Here is a 20,731-nt window from a genome sequence, read left to right as displayed (position 1 = left end):
GAAAACGTGCGAGCGGGAGCAATCAACAAAAGCGGTTTCCAAAGGCCGCTTTTTTGCCTGAATAGCGCAGGGATAGAATTGAGTTCCATCCTGCTACCCGCCGGATATTGAGCTACGCAAGCCGGTTTGCGTATCGAACAGATGCAAGCTGTTCGGCATCACATCGAGCCCGACATTATGCCCTTCCCGCAGGCGCACGGAAGTAGACACGGCGATACTGAAGATATGTTTACCGGCCCGAATTGTAACCAGGCGGTTCTCTCCGTGAAATTCGTTGCGTTCGATCTCGCCGCGAATTTGGCCTCCAGCCTCGTTCAGCCGGAATGCTCCCGGACGGATGCCGACTGTTACCGGACCCGGCTTCAAGCCGGAAGGACGCGGCAGGCTTATGGTTTCGTCGGCAATTTTCTCCTCGTCCGCGTTCAGCTCGAAGAAATTCATATTGGGGGTACCGATAAATCCGGCGGCAAAAAGCGTCGCGGGGGCCTCATAGATTTCCTCGGGCGTTCCCATCTGCTCTATGCGCCCATCCTTCATCAGCACGATCCGGTCCGCCAATGTCATGGCTTCAAGCTGGTCGTGAGTGACATAAATACTGGTCGTCTTCAGTTCGCGATGGAGATTGGCGATCTCGACCCGCAGGCTTCCGCGCAATTTTGCGTCAAGGTTGGATAACGGCTCGTCGAAGAGGAATACTTCGGGCGTCTTTATCATCGCGCGGGCGATTGCGACGCGTTGTTGCTGGCCGCCCGACAGCTCGGACGGCTTGCGTCCCAGATAGACTTCAAGTCCCAGAGCGGCCACGACCGGCTTCAGCCTCTCGGCTATCGTCTGCTTCGGTATACCCGCGCGCTCCAACCCAAAAACGATATTCTCCTGAACAGTCATATGCGGATAAAGCGCGTAGTTCTGGAACACCATGGCAATACCGCGGTCACCCGGATCGCGATCGTTCACCCGTTGGCCGCCGATCAGAAGATCGCCTCCTGTGATTTCCTCAAGCCCGGCAATCATTCTCAAGATCGTGGATTTTCCACAGCCGGAGGGCCCAAGGAAAACTACAAACTCATGATCGCTGATTTCAAGATTGAAATCCCGGATGACTTCCTGCGCGCCATATCGCTTCAATATGGACCGACATTCCACGGTGGACATCAGTTTTTCTCCCCGTCCAGGACGATTTGCAGCTTGATGTCTGTCGCACGACCTTCTGCCGCGCGATCGAAAGCGGCAATGGATTGCTCGAATGGAAACACTCCAGAGATCAGCGGCTTGAGGTCAACCTTGCCTGCGGCGATCAGTGCGAGAGCGCGATCGAACACATTGGCATAGCGGAAGACCGTCTCGATCCGGCATTCCCGTGCCGTCGCTGCCGAAATGTCGAACGGGACGGGTTCGGGAGGCAGGCCAACCAGCACAACCGCGCCACCGGGGCGCACTATCTTGAACAAGTCCCGGACGGCTGCTGCGGCTCCCGAACATTCAAAGACGATATCCGCCCCCCAATTTTCGGTAGCATCATTGACCGCTTCAACGATGTTGGTTTCGCCAAGATTGATGCCGGTAATGCCGTCATAAGTTTCTGCAATTTGCAGCTTGGCTTCCGAAAAATCCGAGATCAGAACGCGGGAACAGCCTCCTGCCAGGGCCGCAAGTGCAACCATGATGCCGATTGTCCCACAGCCGGTCACGACGGCTGTATCGCCCGGATTGATGCGCGCGCGCGTTGCCGCCTGCATGCCGACCGCAAAGGGCTCGACCATCGCGCCCTCTGCAAAAGAGACGTTGTCCGGCAGCTTATATGTGAAATTTGCAGGATGAACCGTTTCGGGGCAAAGGACTCCGTGGACGGGCGGCGTTGCCCAGAAACGCACGGCAGGGTCGACATTATAGAGGCCAAGCTTCGAAGCGCGCGAGAGCGGATCTGGAATGCCCGGCTCCATGCAGACCCGATCCCCCGGCTTGAGATGCCTCACGTTCCCGCCAACCTCGACCACCGTGCCTGCCGCCTCGTGACCGAGCACCATGGGCTGATCGACCACAAAATCCCCGATACGCCCGTGCGTGTAATAATGCACATCGCTCCCGCACACGCCTACAGTGTGCAATTTGATGCGAACGTCATCCGGCCCCATGTCGGTTGGCAATTCAATGTCGCGCAGATTCAATTCGCCGATGCGTTCCAGAACAAGTGCTTTCATCGGATCATTCCTGATTTTGTTTTTTGGTGAAGACGGCATTTAATCCGCCAGCAAGAAGCCCAAGCAGAATTAAGGGCGGAAGGGAGAGAAGAACGACAGCGGCATTGAGAATGCCCCATGGCACATTCATGCCGAGCTGTGACATTTCAGAAGCTATGATCGGCAATGTTTTGGCGCGAGACGTCGTCAGCATCATTGCCAGCAGGAATTCATTCCAGACCAGTACGAAGGAAAAAGCGATGGCGCCGAATATCTGAAATCGGGCTATAGGCAGGGCAATTCGGAAAAAAGTTCCATAACGTCCCAATCCATCGACCCGGGCCGCTTCCTCGACATGGAGGCTCACCCGCTCGAACGCGGGAACCGACAACCAGATCGTAATCGATGCAGTAATGATCAGATAGGTTACGATGAGAGACAGGCGGCTGTCGTAGAGATCAAGCGAGAGCCAGATCACCAGCATCGGAATGGCCACTGCCACCGGCGGCAGAAAACGCAAGGACAGAACGAAGAACTGAGCTTCGGCTGTTATACGGTTCTTGTATCGCGCGATCACATAGGCTGCGGGTACGCCAATCAGAGCGCCAATGACGACTGCCGCCGAGCAGATGATAAGCGAGTTCGTAAGCGCACGCGCAACCGAACGACGATTGAGCACATAGCTCATATTGTCCCATACGGGCTGAAAGAGAATTTTCGGCGTGCTGACCAGAAGATCGGCGTTGGTCTTGAACGCGTTGAGCAGGGTCCACAGCAATGGCAACACAACAAGCGCTGCCGCAAAGACAAGGACCGCGCGCAGAAGGAAGGTCGAAATCTTCATCGGTTCAGTCTTTTCCAGGCGACAGTGAAAATGACGATGGTCAGCAGCATCATGATGACGGCCATCGACGAGGCGTAGGAGATTTTTCCGGACTCGATGAAACCTTGCGAATAGGCATACATATCAAGCGTTTCGGTCGAGATGCCGGGACCGCCCCGCGTCATGACATAAACCAGATCGAAAGAACGCAGGCTTTCGATGGCCTTGACGAGCAGAAGGCTGATCAGCGGCGTCTTGAGCATCGGAAGGGTGATGAAGCGATGGATTTCCCACCTTTTGGCGCGATCGATGCGAGCCGCTTCCAAAGGCTGGACCGGCAACGCTTCGAGCAGTTTCAGGATGATGACCGCGAAAAACAGACCCCATTGCCAGACGTCCACGAAAGCAACGGCAAGGAGCGCCCCGGCTGGCGTGGAAAGTATATCGGGCGTAGCCCCAGTCAGTTCACGGACAGGCCAGGTCAGGGCGCCGTAAAGCGGATGGAAAGCAAACTTCCATACGAATGCTGCGCAGACGCGCGGCAACAACACAGGGATAATGAACAGGACGCAAAGAAGATTTCGCAAGCGCGGGCTGGCGGCTTCGAACATCGCAATACCAAGTCCGATGCCGGTCAGCATGGTAAGTGCCACGGTCAGGACTTCCCATTTCAGCGAAACCCACAATGCGTTGAGAAAACGCGGATCGCTGAGCAGAGCGGCATAGTTCGCAAACCAGACATATTCAGCCACTGGCTGTGACAAGGTCCTGTTCTGCAGCGAAATCGTAATCGCAAAAACGGTCGGAACCAGCGCCAGAATGACGAGAATGAGCAGGGTTGGCCCAAGGAAAAGATATGGGAGCGAGCGTCCACGTTGCATGAACATTCCTTGTCTGAAGGCGGTGACTGGGACGGCCCGGCAGCGTCAGCCGCACGTGGCTTTCAGGGCAGTACCCATCTTGGGAGGCGGGGCGGTTTCGACCGATGTGGCCGCGAAACCGCCCCGAACGCGCGATGCCTAGAGCTTCTCAGCGAATGACTGAAGCTCGTCGAGCGTCGCTTTGATATCCTTGCGGCTGCCGGTGATAAGTTCTTCCAGCATGATGCCCCACTGATTTCCCAGTTCCTGCCAGCGCGCGTCCTGCCAGAAAGTTACCGTCGTGCGGGCGCCGGTAGCGGCCATTGCATCTGCAAGGTTCTGTCCGAACGTCTCGGCATATTTCGGGCTTCGATAGGTGCTGGTGCGTGTCAATTCACCGGGCTGCCCCGCAGCCAGACGACGGGCTTCCTGCTCCTTGGAGGTCGCCCATGCCACGAAGAGGCCGGCGCAAGCCTTATCCTCGTCCGTCGCATTGGCCTTGGACGCAATTGCAAATCCATGCGCGTAGCCAGCTCCCGGAAGAGGCGTTGGCGGAACAGCGAAAGCGACCTTGTCCGCCACCTGGCTCTGCGCCTTATCGACCGACATGCCGCCAAGGGGAGCCGATTCAATGATAATTGCTACCTTACCTGCCCGGAAAGCACCGGTGGATTCGTCCCACGAACCCGTCTGGGTGCCGGGAGCGGAATATTTGAAAAGATCGAGATATTCCTCAGTTGCCTTCACTGCCGCGTCCGAGTTGAAAGCAGGCTTGCCATCCTTGAACCATTCGCCGCCATTTGCCTTGAACAGCGGCATCCACCGCCAGACATTGGCGCCCGAGCCGCGCTGTCCGCGCAATGCGGTCCCATAGACGCCATTGTCCGGGTCATGCAACTTGGCGACGGCAGCCTTGTATTCGTCCCAGGTCTTTGGGGGCTGGAGGCCAGCCTTTTCGAGCAGATCGGTACGATAGACCATCAGGTCGCCGCCGCCCTGAACGGGTGCAAACCACTGCTTGCCGTCATAAGTGGCAGCCGCACGCATGCCTGCGTCGAAATCGTCGTAATCATATTCCTTGGGATAAAAGCCTTCGAGCGGAACGATCCAGCCCGACGATGCAAACAATGCGAGATTGGCTTCATCGACATAGTAGACATTGTAGCTGCCTACGGTCGATGCATCCGCCTGTGACTTGGCGCGGCGGTCATTCTCGTTCAGATAGCTGATTTCAAAACCGGCGCCGGACAGTTCCTCAAACTCGTCCTCCCTGCCGAATGCCTATGCTGCCACGCGAGAGCGCATCACGCTGCCGGGCGGGAAGTCCTATCTCATCCGCCGCGACGACTATCCCAATCCGATATGCATCTGGAACTATCATCCTGAGTGGGAAATCCATTATATCCCTCAAGCACAGGGTCTGGCCTATGTTGGCGATTACGTGGGGCCATTTCAGCCCGGCCATCTCGTCCTGACCGGGACGAACCTGCCCCATAACTGGATTACGCCGGGTGCGGCATCCATTCCGGGCCGTGATCTCGTACTCCAGTTCAATGCCGATGCACTTATTCAGGTTCGGTCGGTTTGCCCTGAATTCGAAGTGCTGCATCGCCTGAAAGAATTATCCCGCCGGGGGATCGAAATCACAGGTCACGAAGCGCTCGATATCGGGGAAATGATACTGGCATTGCACCGGCAGTCGGATGCTGCGGGCCTGGGCCTTTTTCTTGAGATATTGAATGCGATCGATAGCGCTGGGCAAAAGCGGCCCCTTGCCAGCGAGCATTTCGTATCGCTCTATAGCGAAGCCTCCGACAAGCGGCATCGGCGTATCGATCAGGCGATCCAGATTCTGCAATCCAACCCTGACCGCCAGATGCAGGATGTCGCCGAAGCTGTCGGCCTCGACACAGCATCTTTCTCCCGCGCTTTCAAGCGGCTGACAGGCATGACGTTTTCGACTTACAGCCGTTCTGTTCGGGTGTGGCGGGCGCGAACCTTGCTGGTGGAAACGGATCTTGCAATAACCGATATTTGTTTTGAAGCGGGCTTCAACAATCTCTCCAACTTCAACCGCTATTTCTTGTTGGAAACGGGGCTCACTCCGCGCGCATATCGAAACGCTGCCCATATTCGGGACAGTTCGATTGCGGCGGCATCGCGGACGCTGTGAGCGCCCCGTGAGGTGCGATAGCCATCCATCCGCTGCCAGGTGACGTCAGCGTGAATGAAACCTTTTCGCCGGGTTCTTGTTAACCATGCTGGAGGACATGGCCATGCAGTTGATTTTTTGGATTGAGATAGCGGCGATCCTGGCCGTCAGCGCGGTCGTCTTCGGCATCACCTGGATCGAGACCCACAAGAAGTGAACCCGCTAACCGGGTGTCGCTCCCTTCGCGCAAGCAAATTTTAGATGGTTGAGTTAGCGCGCAAACTGGGCCAAGGTGCCAGGCATGTTGGATTGGTCACTCATATTTGTCAGCCTGCTAGCGATCGGCGTGGCGGCATTTCTGATCTACTGTTTGTGGGTGATAATTTTTGCCAAGCCAGACGGTAATCCCGTCGAGCCAACGACAATCGACACCGTCGATATGCTCCCTTTCATGAATCACGACGCTGATTGATGCCCCTTCAAGGCTGCGAAGGCACGCGGGCTGATCTGTTCGCTTCCAGCTGGACCGTGAGTTTTTTTCCTGTTCCTTGGAGGTTTTGGCATTGAGTTCCTCGTTTCCAAAGCGCCTGCAGTGCTAGAAGTTTTTTCAGCACGAAATGGAATTATCCTGAAAGCGGCGCCCGAAACATACCATCACAAGAGTGTAATTTCGTACGGTTTGCACCACGATTATATCATAAACGGACGTCACGATCAGCACCATATCTTGCCATCGGAGATGCAGACCATGATTCACTCGACATCCAATACCGTCGCCTCGGGCGCACCGGAAGCCGGTTTTCATGCGTTTGGCAATTCGCGCATGCTTCAGGAATTGCAGGCGAAAGTCGAAGACGCCAAGCGCAAGGCCAATAGCAGCCTGCACCGCGCTCGGTCCGCACCCGGGCCGCATGAAACAACGAACGCCATTTTCCTGTCTCTCTACGAAGAGCATCTCCGCGATCGGGAATCGCTGTTTTCGTCTCTAAGACAGCTTGATGACATGCGCAAAAACGCGAATGTCTGAGGCAACGCATTCGGCCGGCGGCTTGCCAGAACACCGGATGACAACATCACCGCCGAATCTCCCCTCATCCCATGCCGGTCTGAACAAGGCCGGCATTCTCGTCCGCATGGCCAATGCGCCGCGATGCCCAATACGGTGGTTTCCGCAGCATTGATGAAGGCCTGCACCGAAGACGTGATGAAATTCTGGTCCGTTGCCTGTTTTTTGAGCAGATAATCTCCGCTTGCGTTGCGCAAATCTTGCCCGCCCGGTCGCGCTTGCCTTTTCCGCCCTGAAAACTCACCCGATTCAAAACTGGCACGGTCCTTGCTTCTCTTAAATCGAACACCGAGCCGCGCGACACCGCATGACTTGTGGTGATGGATCAACCGAGGATGACAGAGAGACTAGCGATGACCAAGTACAAGCTCGAATACATTTGGCTCGATGGGTGCAAGCCGGCTGCAAACCTGCGCGGCAAGACGCAGATCAAGGAATTCGACGCTTTCCCGACGCTTGACCAATTGCCGCTCTGGGGTTTCGACGGCTCTTCGACGATGCAGGCCGAAGGCCGCAGCTCAGATTGCGTCTTGAAGCCGGTCGCGATCTATCCTGATCCCGCGCGCAAGAACGGCGCTCTCGTGATGTGCGAAGTCATGATGCCGGACGGCGTCACCCCGCATCCGTCCAACAGCCGCGCAACCGTGCTTGAGGACGACAATGCATGGTTCGGTTTCGAGCAGGAATATTTCTTCTACAAGGATGGCCGTCCGCTCGGCTTCCCGGAACAGGGCTTCCCTGCCCCACAGGGTCCGTATTACACCGGCGTCGGCTACAAGAATGTCGGCTCCATCGCCCGCAAGATCGTTGAGGAACATCTCGATCTTTGCCTTGATGCCGGCATCAATCACGAAGGCATCAATGCGGAAGTGGCCAAGGGCCAGTGGGAATTCCAGATTTTCGGCAAGGGCTCAAAGAACGCCGCCGACCAGATGTGGATCGCCCGTTATCTCCTGCTTCGCCTTTGCGAACAGTATGAAATCGACATCGAATTCCACTGCAAGCCGCTCGGCGACACCGACTGGAACGGCTCGGGCATGCACTGCAACTTCTCGACCAAATACATGCGTGAAGTGGGCGGCAAGGATTATTTCGAGGCGCTCATGGCGCAGTTCGAGAAGAATTTGCAGGACCATATCGACGTTTACGGCCCGGACAACCACATGCGCCTGACCGGCAAGCATGAAACCGCTCCGTGGAACAAGTTCTCCTACGGCGTCGCCGATCGTGGCGCGTCGATCCGTGTTCCGCACTCGTTCGTCAGGGATGGCTATCGCGGCTATCTGGAAGATCGCCGCCCGAACTCGCAGGGCTGCCCGTACCAGATCGCTTCGCAGGTCCTGAAGACGATATCTGAAGTCCCGACCTCGGAAGACGAAGCACTCGCTGCTTGATTTCTAATGCATATACGCTTTAACCGGACGGCCTGCTGAAACCTCCAGGCAGGCCGTCCGGCTTTTCTCTCGGAAATCGCAGGCAACAAAAAAGGCCGGGGCGAAAACGCACCGACCTTCCTCATCATCGCTTTCCTACCAGTGCCAGTACATCCGTGGTCAAAAGCATCAAGCGATGAAGGCTATTGCGAGCGACAGACGCGTTCCAGCGCTCTTGAGCAATGCCTATGACAGCCATATAGGTGCACATCTTGTTCAAAACAAGGTCGTGCAACAAATTAATTGGCAACAGCCTGATCCAGTTTTTCCCTTCCCGCGCAAGGCCGCATTCAGCGGTCGGCCGACAGGGTCAGCAATGCCGGCCCAAGGCGGAGGGCCGAAGCGATAGCCAAGCACCTCACAAACGGCACAGACTCGAATCATTGACTTTTCAAAGGCCCCGCATTTAAACACCTGTCACATTCCTGAAATGGATCATTCCCCGGCGGCCGCCTGAACCGGTACGCAACGTTAGAAATCAAGAGTAAATCATGGCAAACGAAGATCTCGAAGCTCGGCATTTAGAGACTCTGGATCGCGACCTCGGCCGCTTCGTCAAGCTGGAAACGGCGGCGAGCTACGTTTCCCGTCCGCTCGTGGCACCCGGCATCGCTCTTGTTTTTATCATGCTTGCCGGGCTTGGAGCGGCGATGCTGCTCGGCCAGACCAGTCAGACGCTCATCGTTGTGGCCGCAGCCGTCTTCGGCGCCTACATGGCGTTGAATATCGGCGCCAATGACGTTGCCAACAACATGGGCCCGGCAGTGGGCGCCAATGCGCTGAGCATGGGCGGCGCGATTGCCATTGCCGCCGTTTTTGAAAGTGCGGGCGCGCTTATTGCAGGCGCGGATGTCGTCTCGACAGTAGCAACCGGCATCATTGCGCCCGATACGCTCGCAACCCCCGTCATGTTCATCTGGGCGATGATGGCGGCGCTGCTCGCCTCGGCGCTCTGGGTCAATCTTGCGACGTGGATCGGCGCTCCGGTTTCGACCACCCATGCGGTTGTCGGCGGCGTCGTCGGCGCGGGCATCGTTGCGGCAGGCTTTGGAGCGGTGAACTGGTCGCAGATGGCCGCCATAGCGGCAAGCTGGGTTATTTCGCCCGTGTTGGGTGCGATCGTCGCTGCCGGTTTTCTGTGGCTGATCAAGGCCCGCATTGTCTATCGTGCAGACAAAATCGCGGCAGCGCGCGTATGGGTGCCCATCCTTGTCGGCCTTATGGCTGGAACCTTTGCAACATATCTGATCATGAAGGGGCTGAAGCAACTGGTCGATGTGTCGATTGGGGTAGCCTTGCTCATCGGCCTGGCTTTCGGGCTTGCAAGCTGGCTAACCTTGATCCCGGTCATTCGCCGCCAGTCGCTGGGGCTCGAAAACCGCAACAAGTCACTCAAAGTGCTGTTCAGCATCCCGTTGGTCGTTTCGGCGGCGCTGTTGAGCTTCGCCCACGGCGCAAATGATGTGGCCAATGCTGTCGGACCGCTCGCGGCGATCGTCCAGACGTCGCAGACCGGCGCGTTGAACGATGGCGTCGAGATTCCGCTCTGGGTCATGCTGATCGGCGCAAGCGGCATTTCCTTCGGCCTGTGCCTGTTTGGCCCCAAACTCATTCGAATGGTCGGCAACCAGATTACCAAGCTCAACCCGATGCGGGCCTATTGTGTGTCCCTCTCCGCCGCAATCACCGTCATTCTGGCGAGCTGGCTCGGATTGCCGGTCAGTTCGACCCACATCGCTATCGGTGCAATCTTTGGCGTCGGGTTCTTTCGCGAATGGGATACGGAACGCCGGTTGAAAAAGGCTCGTCAGGCCCTGCCGCTTGAATCCATCCCGGTTGAAGAGCGTCGCCGCCGCAAGCTGGTTCGTCGCTCACACGCGCTGACGATTGCCGCTGCATGGGTGGTAACGGTTCCCGCCGCGGCGATACTTTCAGCCATTCTGTTTGCCTTGCTGAACCAGTTGCCTGTCGGAAACTCCTGATACAACGGACAACATCGTTACCGCATCATCGGTGAGCTTCTGGCCGAGCTTGATAAGCTGAGCCACAACTGTAGCGCGTCGACGACTGGAACTGAAGTCACTGGCAAGCCAGGCCGGAGTGGCATCGCCCTCGCGGATCATCTGATCCCACCGACCGGCGGGAATGCGAAGTTGCAGTTGGGGATCGATCTCAAGATGGCGTAGGAACGCTATGCGCTCCGTCATTCCAATCAGATTGCCTGCTCCCGGGGCATCAGGAGCTGACCGCAACCAATTGAACCGCGTCTGACGAATCGCCGGGTCAACGTCCAATAGGATATCAAGAGCTTCCAGCTTTTCATCAGTGAGATCAGCAATGAGCGCACTCTCTGCGCGCCGACGAGCGATGGCACGTGCTGCCAGTCCCATACGCTCGATCATATTCACTACCGGTAGGAGAACACATCGCTCACGGAATGTGGCGATAATCGCTTTTGCTATCGGCAACCCTTTATCTGTTTGGGAGGCTGCTTCAATGCCCGCACGCAACGCGGCGCGACGGTCTTCAGCGGTTGCACTCCGCAGCTCGAGATAGCGCTGCAAATGTCCGATATGTTCGCGTCGGGTTTCCTCACGCGTTGCGTATAAATTAAATAACATTGGATCCACGTTGATCTGCTCGCCAATATAGTTGAGCAGCATCGGTGGCGGAACTTCATTCGGCAAGAGCGCTCTTCCAGGGTAGCGCATCAGGCAAAGTTGCACCGCAAAGCCAAGCTGATTTTGCTTGCGCCGGCGAAGCTCTATTTCCAAGCGATCCGCTGGTGAAAGCGAATAATGCCTGATCAAACTATCTTCGTCGGTAGGAATGTCGAAAAGCTCATGTCGATCCTGGATTTTTAAAAGCGTCCGCTTGACCATTCTTTACTCTCGTAACTCTGGACTACCGGTCTACCCCTGTACGGAATCGTCCGATTGCGTACAGGGGAAAAACACCCTGTCCACAAATTATCTTGACTTAGTTTCGTACAGAGTGAATATTTCGGACATCCTATTCGGACGAAATCGAGCCAATGCCACGCACCTTTGCCTATGTCCGCGTCTCGACAACCGGACAGACTACCGAGAACCAGATTCAGGAAATTAAAGCTGCCGGCTTTCATGTGGAGCCCCGCCGGATCGTCACCGAGACGGTTTCCGGCAGTACGGCAATTGCGCAGCGCCGTGGCTTCTCAAGGCTGTTGGATAAGATGGAGGCCGACGACATTCTGATCGTTACCAAGCTCGACCGACTTGGTCGTGATGCTATCGATGTCAGCAGCACCGTCAAAGCGCTCGCAGAAATGGGCGTCAGGGTTTATTGCCTCGCATTGGGCGGCGCCGACCTAACCAGTTCAGCCGGTACGATGACTATGAATGTTCTCAACGCTGTGGCTCAGTTCGAGCGCGATCTGCTGATTGAGCGCACGCAGTCTGGCCTCAAGCGAGCCAAGTCAGAGGGGAAATCTCTGGGGCGCCCATCGACACTTAGCGATATACAAAAACTGGCCGTGCATACTGATCTGGTAGCAGGAATAAGTATTTCAGCTATTGCACGAAAGTTTGCCACGAGCAGACAAACGATCATGCGCATCCGAAATCAGGCTGCTGAAAGCGTTGGGAAAATGAATGAAAAATGAACCGTTGCAATCGTTCAAAATGCTTACTGAGCGCCTGGAACTGCGTCTGGTAAGGTTGTCAGATAGCGCTGCACTTCAAAAATTAATGACACCTGCGATCAGCCGGTGGGTAGCAGTTTGGCCATTCCCTCTTACGCAAGAAGCAGTAAATAGGATTATTGATAAAGCGCTTGTTGGACATTCGGAACAACGCACGCTTCCACTGGTAATCGTGAACCAAGCTGACAATCAGGTTATTGGCTGGATCAAAGTCGATTTTGGAGAATTGGGTGGAAAGCGAATTGGCGAAATCGGCTATTGGCTTTCTGAAGAAGTTCACGGCATGGGATTTGGGTATGAAGCTGCCCAAGGCCTGATTGCTGCCTGTTTTGAAGAATTAAAAACTCACTCTATGCGAGCTGGTGCCCAAACCGAAAATACCGTTTCTCATAATCTCCTAATGAAACTTGGAATGCACAGGACTGGTGAGCAGCTTGTCTTTGCGCCCGCTCGTGGCCGAGATGAATTATGCACCTATTTCGAACTCGAAAGGTCAAAAGCCTAATTTTTGGGCCATCTCACCAATCGTTGATTTTTCTTCCACAGACATCAGAGTTTGCAGCAAATGGATCACTTCTCGCTAAGCGAACAAATGCTCTCGGAAAGCCTGGAAACCGATATCGAGTTTGTTCTAAACCACAGCGCGCCCGTCCAGTTTGCCGATCTGACTCCCGTAGCAAAGAACTCCAAGGAAATCCGGCTAGTAGATGAAACACGACAGCATGCAGGATCCTTCAAATATAGGGGAGCCATACTCGGAGTTAGCAAACATCCGGAAGGCGTTGTTGCTTGCGGTTCCGGAAACTTCCCAATAGCCGTGGGGCTGGCTGCATCAAAGCTTAGCATTCCTGCGACGGTGGTAATGCCTGACGATGCACCTGCTGCAAAGCGAGAAATGGCCCTGAATTCTGGTTCGGAAGTCCTTCTCGTACCACGACCGGACTTTGTTGATCGTGCGGAACTGGAAGCAAAAGCGCGGGGTTTACCATTGTTGCATCCATTCAGGGACGCATCGATGCTTGTCGGTAGCTGTTCCCTTGGCGTTGAGCTAGCTCGTGCAATGAAGGATGATGGTTCTCCTGACGATGCTATTGTCGTCGCTTGCGGCGGCGGCGGTTTAGCGGCAGCAACATCATTAGGGCTACGGATCAGTGGACTCGAAAATGATATCTATGTAGCTGAGCCTGAGCATTATCCTCGCCTGTATGCTGCTTTTAACGTGTCGCATCCTGTGGAGATCGTAGCACAAGAGCAGACCATATGTGACGCTTTGAGAGTTACCGAAATAGGCTCTCTTGCTTTTAGCATTCTGCAGAAAATCGGGGTCCGTACACTTGCAGCATCAGACGCAGGCGTCATTGAAGCGCAAGCGCTTATGGCTCGCGAAGCCGGAATACAGGCGGAGCCGAGCGGAGCATTGGCATTAGCTGCGATTTCCGAGCAAGGACTTCCAAGTTCATATCGCAGACTTTGGGTGATCATATGTGGCGGCAACGTTTAAAGGCAGCAGAATAACGCGTTCCTTTTTCGTTCGACCTAAACGTACGATTTTGAACTAATCTTGTGCCGACCCCGAAAACGATCAATGTGAAAAATTCAATCAGCATAAGGATCTGTCCGGTACTTACAAAATTGAAACCTGGCCGTCCTGGAACAGAACGCGCTCGATCAGTTCTTTTTTTAGCCGCTTCCGCGTCTTTCGAAAACATCAAGATCCTAAGGTTCCCGTTTCCCGAGAAAGTTGCGAATGGTAGCCGTCGCAGAGGGTCTTGCCACTGTTGTTCGGGCCAACAAAAACAGTTTCCTTGCTTTCGAAATCAACGGACACATCATTCAGACGCCGTAAGTTTCGAATGGAGAAGCTACCAAGACGCATCGAATCCCTCATAAGTTGCCAAGACAATAGCAATCATTTGTTGTGTTCGGGAAGGTGGATTTCTCGCCGGTAGATACAAAACTGATGCTCGCAAAAGCGTGAATGTTACCAAGCTGACAAAAGCAAGACAACAGTGCCACCCATCGAAATCCACCTCATGAGGCGGGGCTTGTCTACCGGGAACATACTACGCCTACAGATATCCTGTTCATAGCTCGACTTTCACGTCTTTTTTGTTGTGCGACATCAAAACAGATTTTAGGTACTCTATCGGTCTATTTAACGTCCGTTTGATCCTTGTGTATATCATGGGAATAAAATGAAAATCTTGTTCAATACCGTTATCGTCACCCTTGCGCTAACTTCCTTAGCCAATGCTGAACGAAAGCCAACCATTCTGGATCTCGTCGAGAAAGGATATGAAATCAAGTCGTCAACAGGTAACTACGTTTTTCTCCAGAATGAAGAAAATATCTATATATGTTCATTTCTCCAGGTAAGTGAATATAACGTCGCTTCAGGGGAGATTGATGCCATCAAATTCGATTGCGCTGTTGTTAAGTGATGCAATCGTCTATTTTGGCGGCCGACTGCCTCGATACTTGCGTTGTTCAATATCGAAACAGAACAGGCGGATAAAAATAATGAAGTTCTTGGTTTTCATTCTTCGATTGATTCAGATCCCAATTGGGTTGTTATTCATTGTTGATGCGTCGTCATTACAACGACTGATGCTTGGTACATTATCATTTGGGCTTGGATCTATTTGTTTCGGCATAGCAGTGATCATTAGTCAGTTGGATAGAATTCGTGCAAGTTTGAAGTATTCCGGTCTCCAATAACGGCCCCATTCCAGGCGTTAGAATTCGATGACTTGGCTGGCAATCATAGATTGGTCAGTAGCTGTCTTTCGTTTCTCGCGAAAACCCGACATGCGCCAAACTAAATATAGTCGATATCCATCTACGAAACTCGAGGGTCGAGCCAAGGCCAGAATCGATGTCACGGACAAACAGGGAGCAATACCTCTTTAACAGTGTCAATGTTTCACGCGCCGACTCCGAACTATGCTATTAACGATCAAGTGGCCTCTGCAGCCTCCCGTTTGATAGCCGTCAAGATCCCTTCCGACTGGATTGCATGAAGCGTGTCCCGCAGAGTTGAACCGAACACGCCATCTGTCAGTGCTTCGGGAAGGATGTCCGGGCACACAGAGGCAACCGCACGGACTATCCCCTCCGATGTCTCGATATCTTTCAATCCGTTCAAAAGCTTAGTGGCTTTGGGATCATTCAATGAAACTGGGTGGACGTCGTTCCCCTTTCGAGCCAGATAGGCAAGCCACGCAGCGAGAGCAAAGACAAAGGGTCTGTAGGGCTTGCCCGATGCCAGTGCGTCCAGCGCCGGGGCGGTGATGCGTTGTGGCAGTTTCTGCGTCCCGTCCATCGCGATCTGCGCGGTGGAATGGGCTATAGCAGGGTTGGTAAACCGCTCGATAAGAGCCGCAGCATAGGCTTCGAGATCAATGGACAGTCCGTTTACAGTCGCTGCAGCCGCAGCAAGGTGTTGACGGACGAGTGCAGCATGCTCCGGATCGGCCATAACATCGCGGACCAGCTTCTTGCCGGAGAGCTGTCCGCTATAGGCAAGCATCGAATGGGCCCCGTTCAGCATTCGCAGTTTCATACTTTCATATGGAGCGACATCGTCGACAAAATGAGCGCCGGCACATTCCCATTGCGGACGTCCTGCACAGAATTTGTCCTCGATCACCCATTGGCTGAAAGGTTCGGTTTCGACGGCAGCATGATCTTCACGTCCCGTCAGTTCTAAAGCAAGCTTGGCGGTCTCTGCATTCGATGCTGGCGTGATCCGATCCACCATGGTCGAGGGAAAGCTGACATTGTCCGCGATCCAGCAGGACAACTGCTCACCGTGAGTTTCGCGAGCAAAGGCCAGTGCTGCATTTCGCAACTTCTGACCATTATGCGAGAGATTATCGCAACTGAGGACGGTAAATGCTGGCAATCCAGCGGCCTCACGGCGCGATAGCGCTGCCACGACAAGGCCGATCACGCTGGACGGTGTCTCCGGATTGGCGAGGTCGGCAGCGATAGCTGGATGCGCGTGATCCAGCCTCCCGTCGCTGCTGATTCCATATCCCTTTTCTGTCACTGTTAGACTGACGATGCGACATCCGGGCGATATCATCGCGTTCAAGGCATCCTGTCCGACCTTCGGGCCGGAGAGTACCCGATCCAGTGCCCCGATCACCCGCGCCTCCGTTACCAGGCCGCGCGTGATCAGCGTATAGCGGCCATCCTGCGGATTAAGACTGTCGGCAACGGCAGTTCCCCGCAGGGACACGCCCGTCACGCGCCAATCGCCACCTTTTTGCGCCAGCACGGTATCGGTGTAGGACAAGAGATGCGCGCGGGCAAAATTGCCAAGCCCCAGATGAACGATGCCCACTCCATGATCTTCGGGGGTATAAGCGGGCCAACTGGCCGGCCCCCCGCGGTTTGCCTCTGCCGAAAGCCGTTTCACTTGTGGATCCTGACATCTGGATGGGAGAGGGCGGTCATGATCCCGCGCAATTCAGCCAGACCTTTCAGCCGACCGATAGATGGATAACCCGGTTGAGCGCGTCGGTTCAGATCATCGAGAATGTCCTGACCGTGATCGGGGCGCATCGGGATGCGCCAGTCGGCACGGCCTTCAGATTTGCGGCGGTTTTCCTCCGACAGAATGGCTGCAATCATTGCCACCATATCCGTATGACCTTCAAGATGAGCAGCCTCATGGAACGAACCGCCAAGATGGGGTTCCTCGAGCGCAACATTGCGCAAATGCAGGAAATGCACGCGGTCACCCAGGCGCTTCATCATACCTGGCAGGTCATTATCGGCGCGCGCGCCCAGTGAACCGGTGCAAAGTGTGATACCGTTCGCCGGAATGTTTACTGCATTCATGACCGCTTTATAATCGGCTTCCGTGGACATGATGCGCGGCAGCCCGAGAAGCGGGAACGGCGGATCGTCCGGGTGGCAGCAAAGACGCACGCCAATTTCTTCCGCGAGCGGAGCCACTTCTGCCAGAAAGTCGATCAAATGGCTGCGCAAGCGCTCTGGCGAAATATTGTCGTAATGGGCGAGATGCGCCTTCACATCGTCCATCGACATACGTTCGGCAGCGCCTGGCAGACCGAATACGACATTGCCGGAAAGCTCCAGCCGCCGCGCCTCGGACATGTCTGCAAAACGCTTGTGGGCAGCTTCGATAAGGTCGGGTTGATAGCTTTCGGACGCGCCCTTGCGCTCCAGCAGAAACAGGTCAAAGACAGCGAAATCCAGCGCATCGTAGCGCATGCAGGTCGCCCCATTCGCAAGCCGGTAGGCAAGGTCGGTACGCGTCCAGTCGAGGATCGGCATGAAATTGTAGCAGATGACCTCGATGCCTGCGTCACGCAGGTTGCGCATCGATGTCTTCCAATTGGTGATATGGGTCTTCCAGTCGCCGGTCTGTCGCTTGATGTCTTCTGAAACCGGAAGGCTTTCGACGACTTCCCATTTCAGCCCGGAAGGATCGCCATTCTTCATCCAGACAATTTCGGTCTGTCGCTGTTCGATTTCAGCGGGGGACCAGACCGCGCCGGTCGCCACGTGGTGCAGGGCGGTGACAACGCCTTCGACCCCTGCTTGCAGCATATCATCGATGGATACGAGGTCCTTGGGGCCAAACCAGCGCCAGGTCTGTCTCATTTATTCGTCTTTCTGTTTTCAGTGCGATGCCGACGCATCAGCGAAACTAATCTGAACCTTGACAGATCGGGAACGATCTGTAGCCGCCCTGAAGGCGGACAAGGCTTCGATCAAGGGAATGGTTGCAGTGATGATCGGTCGGGGATCGATAGCCCCCGATCCAATCAGGCGTACGGCCTCGGCAAATTCCGTATCGAACCGCTGCGAGCCGACAAACTGGATTTCCTTGCCCACCATGACGTTGAGAGGCAGGACGGTTGGTCCGGCGACTCCGACCTGTACGAGCGTGCCGAGCGGACGCAGGCAGGAAATTGCGTCGTTGATGGCCGGCGCTGCGGCCGAGCATTCAAATACCAGATCGACCTTGCCCTTGCCTGCCTGCCAGCGGGCGAGCCCTGTCGCGTCAGTTGCAATATTGACAGTATGGTCAGCGCCCATGCGTGCGGCGACGGCCAGCGTGGCGTCCTGAATGTCCGTCACAATGATTTCCGAAGCGCCGCGCTGTCGCGCAACCGCCACGCAAAGGGCACCGATCGGGCCTGCGCCCGTTACCATGACGACCTTGCCCGCAAAGCTGCCTGCAATCGCTTCGCCACGATTGGCAGCGTGGAGGCAGACCGCCAGCGGTTCCGAGCAGGCTGCGGCTCCCGGATCGATCCCATCGGGGACAGGCAGGCATTGGTCAGCCGCAATCACGATCCGGTCGCGGAACATTCCCTGTTCGTGCGGGAGGTACATTGCCGAGCCCTTGAACCGCATAGCGGTGCAATGGCGGGGCAAGCCCTGCTGGCAGAAACTGCAGGTGCCACAAGGCTGTGAGGGATTCATGACGACAAGCTGGCCCGGCGTCAGGCCCGTCACGCCTTCGCCGAGGGCCTTGATGCGTCCCGACGCCTCGTGGCCGAGGATGATCGGCTCCCGAACGCGAATGGTTCCAATGCCGCCTTCCAGCCAGTAATGCAGATCCGATCCGCAGATCCCGCCTGCTTCGACCGCAACCAGCACTTCGCCCGGCCCCGGTGTTCCGACAGGACGGCTCTCGATCCGCAGATCATCCTGCGCGTGAAGACAGATCACGCGCGTGTTCGACAATTCAGTCATTTCCACCTCAGGGCATCAATGTGTTGGGTAGCCATATCGCCAGCGGCGGCAGATAGCTGACCATCAGAAGGACGATCAAATTGGTGATGATGTAAGGGATGATTGCCCTGATCACTGGCGAGAGGGGAAGTCGCGCAATATTGGAGGCGACAAACAGGCAAACGCCGACGGGGGGCGTCGTCAGTCCGATCATCAGGTTGAGGACCGCAAAACAGGCAAAATGAATGGGGTCGATACCGACTGCCAATGCCAGAGCCTGCAAGGGCACGAACAGAATGATCAGAGCTGCGATCGTCTCCATGAACATGCCGACAAACAGAAGCAGGATGTTGATCAGCAGGATAACGAGAAATTTGTTGTCCGTGATCGAGAGAACCGCATCGGCCAGCGTCTGCGGGATACGTTCCGCGACGAGAATCCAGCCGAACACATTGGCTGTGCCCACCAGAACGAGAATGCCAGCCGAACTGATCGCGCTATCGATGATGATCTTCGGAATTCGGCTTACCGGCAGTTCCCTGTAGACGAACAGCCCCACCACCGCCGCATAAAGACACGCGACCACAGCCGTTTCAGTCGGCGTCGTGATGCCGATCAGCAGGCCACCCACGATCAGGGCGGTCATGGCGATGGCCCAGATCGCGCCGGTGAACGAGGATAGCAGTTCCCGGACGCCCTTCCAGTCCTCGCGGGGGAAGTTTTTCTTCTTGGCAATGAAATAGGTCGTCACCATCATGGCAAAACCCATCAAAAGGCCGGGAACCGCACCCGCCAGAAAGAGCTTGCCGACCGAAAGACCGGAGAGCGACCCAACGATAATCATCGGTACGCTTGGCGGGATCATCGGGCCGACGGTCGATGAAGCGGCTGTAACGGCAGCGGAGAAATCGGCTGGATAACCGACCTTCTTCATGCCGGGGATCATCATGCCACCGACGGAAGCCACATCGGCGACGGCGGTTCCCGAAATGCCGCCGAAAAGCATCGAGGCTGCGATATTGGCTTGCGCCAACCCGCCGCGCATCCAGCCCACAAGGGCATTTGCAAAGCGGATGATCCGCTCCGTGATGCCGCCGGAGTTCATCAGGTTTCCAGCCAGAATGAAACCCGGAATGCAGAGCAGAACGAAGCTGTCCATCCCCGCATACATCTTCTGTGGAATGACAACCAGCGGGATGTCTGCGAACAGAAGATAGGCCATCGAGGACAGGCCCAGGGTCACGGCTACGGGCAGGCCGATGGCCAGGCCCAGCACGAATGTGCCAAGGAGAAGGGTCAGACCCATCAGTTTTCCTCCGAATTGGGGATGGGGCGCCCGTCATGGCGGCCCGACAGCATCTCAATGATGCGCATCACGGCCCAGAGGCCCAGAGCGACCAGAAGAACGAGCTGCGTTGCGTGGACGAAATCCATGCGCCACCCGAGCGAAGGAGCGGTCTGGCGGCTCCCGATCATGGTGTAATCCCACGCGGCAGGCAGGAGAACAGCCGCAAAAATTACTGTCAATGTGGCGCTTACCAGCCGCAGCAGCCACGGCATACGTCCAGGAAGGCTTTCGCAAAGAAGGTCGACATTGACCATATCGCCACTACGCAGCGCGAGGCCCGCACCGAGCGCACCAATATAGAGCAGGCAGAATCTGGTCAGTTCCTCTGTCCAGACCGGGGCGGTGCTCAAAAACGTGCGCGCATACACCTGCAACAGCACCGCGCCCATCAATATGAGAAATGCTGCCAGTATCAGAAGGCGGCATATGCCTTCCAACCCTTTGAATAGTTTTGTCATGGTATCCTCGACGGG

The 20,731-nt window shown here is 55.6% G+C and carries 18 protein-coding genes and 2 pseudogenes; 8 read left to right on the top strand and 12 right to left on the bottom strand.

Annotated features, from left to right (window positions below):
- Nucleotides 1-93: 93 nt before the first annotated feature.
- The 5 genes and pseudogenes from AC0TOF_RS02800 to AC0TOF_RS02780 all read right to left on the bottom strand — a co-directional run.
- The gene (locus AC0TOF_RS02800; RefSeq protein ID WP_473767133.1) at nt 94-1,155 is read right to left on the bottom strand and encodes an ABC transporter ATP-binding protein; all 1,062 of its coding nucleotides are present in this window, start codon (nt 1,153-1,155) and stop codon (nt 94-96) included.
- Entirely contained in the window at nt 1,155-2,201 is a 1,047-nt protein-coding gene (locus tag AC0TOF_RS02795; RefSeq protein ID WP_473767132.1) for an NAD(P)-dependent alcohol dehydrogenase, read from the bottom strand. The genes AC0TOF_RS02800 and AC0TOF_RS02795 overlap by 1 nt, the downstream gene beginning before the upstream one ends.
- Nucleotides 2,202-2,205: 4 nt before the next feature.
- On the bottom strand, nt 2,206-3,024 hold the full coding sequence (locus tag AC0TOF_RS02790; protein ID WP_122002167.1) for a carbohydrate ABC transporter permease: 819 nt from the start codon (nt 3,022-3,024) through the stop codon (nt 2,206-2,208).
- Nucleotides 3,021-3,884: a carbohydrate ABC transporter permease gene (locus AC0TOF_RS02785; RefSeq protein ID WP_122002168.1), complete on the bottom strand. Its 864-nt coding sequence runs from the start codon at nt 3,882-3,884 to the stop codon at nt 3,021-3,023. Before AC0TOF_RS02785 ends, AC0TOF_RS02790 begins: the two co-directional genes overlap by 4 nt.
- 138 nt (nt 3,885-4,022) lie before the next feature.
- Nucleotides 4,023-5,129, bottom strand: a pseudogene (locus AC0TOF_RS02780) (ABC transporter substrate-binding protein); the annotation flags it as partial.
- Between the two features lie 4 nt (nt 5,130-5,133).
- Between AC0TOF_RS02780 and AC0TOF_RS02775 the strand changes: the two are divergent.
- From AC0TOF_RS02775 to AC0TOF_RS02760, 4 genes are all read left to right on the top strand, one after another.
- Nucleotides 5,134-6,036: an AraC family transcriptional regulator gene (locus tag AC0TOF_RS02775; protein ID WP_473767205.1), complete on the top strand. Its 903-nt coding sequence runs from the start codon at nt 5,134-5,136 to the stop codon at nt 6,034-6,036.
- Between the two features lie 727 nt (nt 6,037-6,763).
- Nucleotides 6,764-7,042, top strand: a complete 279-nt coding sequence (locus tag AC0TOF_RS02770) for a hypothetical protein (protein ID WP_473767131.1) — start codon at nt 6,764-6,766, stop codon at nt 7,040-7,042.
- Nucleotides 7,043-7,434: 392 nt separating this feature from the next.
- Nucleotides 7,435-8,475 (top strand): glutamine synthetase beta-grasp domain-containing protein, encoded by a 1,041-nt coding sequence (locus AC0TOF_RS02765; RefSeq protein ID WP_473767204.1) that lies wholly within the window; start codon nt 7,435-7,437, stop codon nt 8,473-8,475.
- 530 nt (nt 8,476-9,005) lie between these two features.
- The gene (locus AC0TOF_RS02760) at nt 9,006-10,496 is read left to right on the top strand and encodes an inorganic phosphate transporter (RefSeq protein WP_122002174.1); all 1,491 of its coding nucleotides are present in this window, start codon (nt 9,006-9,008) and stop codon (nt 10,494-10,496) included.
- Here AC0TOF_RS02760 and AC0TOF_RS02755 read toward each other — a convergent pair.
- Nucleotides 10,455-11,396, bottom strand: a pseudogene (locus AC0TOF_RS02755) (DUF4158 domain-containing protein); the annotation flags it as partial. The gene AC0TOF_RS02760 and the pseudogene AC0TOF_RS02755 overlap by 42 nt on opposite strands.
- A 152-nt stretch (nt 11,397-11,548) precedes the next feature.
- Between AC0TOF_RS02755 and AC0TOF_RS02750 the strand changes: the two are divergent.
- From AC0TOF_RS02750 to AC0TOF_RS02740, 3 genes are read left to right on the top strand one after another with little or no spacing between them, the layout of a single operon-like run.
- Complete coding sequence (locus AC0TOF_RS02750) at nt 11,549-12,154, top strand: recombinase family protein (protein ID WP_473767130.1); 606 nt, start codon at nt 11,549-11,551, stop codon at nt 12,152-12,154.
- Entirely contained in the window at nt 12,144-12,698 is a 555-nt protein-coding gene (locus AC0TOF_RS02745; RefSeq protein ID WP_473767129.1) for a GNAT family N-acetyltransferase, read from the top strand. Before AC0TOF_RS02750 ends, AC0TOF_RS02745 begins: the two co-directional genes overlap by 11 nt.
- 60 nt (nt 12,699-12,758) lie before the next feature.
- The gene (locus AC0TOF_RS02740; protein WP_473767128.1) at nt 12,759-13,694 is read left to right on the top strand and encodes a pyridoxal-phosphate dependent enzyme; all 936 of its coding nucleotides are present in this window, start codon (nt 12,759-12,761) and stop codon (nt 13,692-13,694) included.
- Between the two features lie 207 nt (nt 13,695-13,901).
- Here AC0TOF_RS02740 and AC0TOF_RS02735 read toward each other — a convergent pair whose 3' ends face one another.
- Entirely contained in the window at nt 13,902-14,069 is a 168-nt protein-coding gene (locus AC0TOF_RS02735) for an AAA family ATPase (RefSeq protein WP_473767127.1), read from the bottom strand.
- 319 nt (nt 14,070-14,388) lie between these two features.
- On the opposite strand from AC0TOF_RS02735, the gene AC0TOF_RS02730 reads away from it, so the two are divergent.
- A complete protein-coding gene (locus AC0TOF_RS02730) occupies nt 14,389-14,634 on the top strand; it encodes a hypothetical protein (protein WP_473767126.1) in 246 nt (81 codons plus the stop codon).
- A gap of 515 nt (nt 14,635-15,149) precedes the next feature.
- Here the strand turns inward: AC0TOF_RS02730 and AC0TOF_RS02725 are convergent.
- From AC0TOF_RS02725 to AC0TOF_RS02705, 5 genes are read right to left on the bottom strand one after another with little or no spacing between them, the layout of a single operon-like run.
- The gene (locus tag AC0TOF_RS02725) at nt 15,150-16,616 is read right to left on the bottom strand and encodes a mannitol dehydrogenase family protein (RefSeq protein WP_473767125.1); all 1,467 of its coding nucleotides are present in this window, start codon (nt 16,614-16,616) and stop codon (nt 15,150-15,152) included.
- Nucleotides 16,613-17,830 carry a mannonate dehydratase gene (gene uxuA, locus AC0TOF_RS02720; RefSeq protein WP_473767124.1) on the bottom strand — a complete coding sequence of 406 codons (1,218 nt, stop codon included), beginning with the start codon at nt 17,828-17,830 and terminating at the stop codon, nt 16,613-16,615. The genes AC0TOF_RS02725 and uxuA overlap by 4 nt, the downstream gene beginning before the upstream one ends.
- An 18-nt stretch (nt 17,831-17,848) precedes the next feature.
- Nucleotides 17,849-18,931, bottom strand: a complete 1,083-nt coding sequence (locus tag AC0TOF_RS02715) for an L-idonate 5-dehydrogenase (protein ID WP_473767123.1) — start codon at nt 18,929-18,931, stop codon at nt 17,849-17,851.
- A 7-nt stretch (nt 18,932-18,938) separates the two neighbouring features.
- Nucleotides 18,939-20,216 (bottom strand): TRAP transporter large permease, encoded by a 1,278-nt coding sequence (locus tag AC0TOF_RS02710; RefSeq protein WP_473767122.1) that lies wholly within the window; start codon nt 20,214-20,216, stop codon nt 18,939-18,941.
- On the bottom strand, nt 20,216-20,716 hold the full coding sequence (locus tag AC0TOF_RS02705; protein ID WP_473767121.1) for a TRAP transporter small permease: 501 nt from the start codon (nt 20,714-20,716) through the stop codon (nt 20,216-20,218). Before AC0TOF_RS02705 ends, AC0TOF_RS02710 begins: the two co-directional genes overlap by 1 nt.
- Nucleotides 20,717-20,731 lie beyond the last annotated feature (15 nt).

It is taken from the genome of Ochrobactrum sp. PL_is501 (assembly GCF_055816895.1).
Note: the sequence above shows the minus strand (reverse complement) of the source record. Positions and strands in the feature narration are given on the sequence as shown.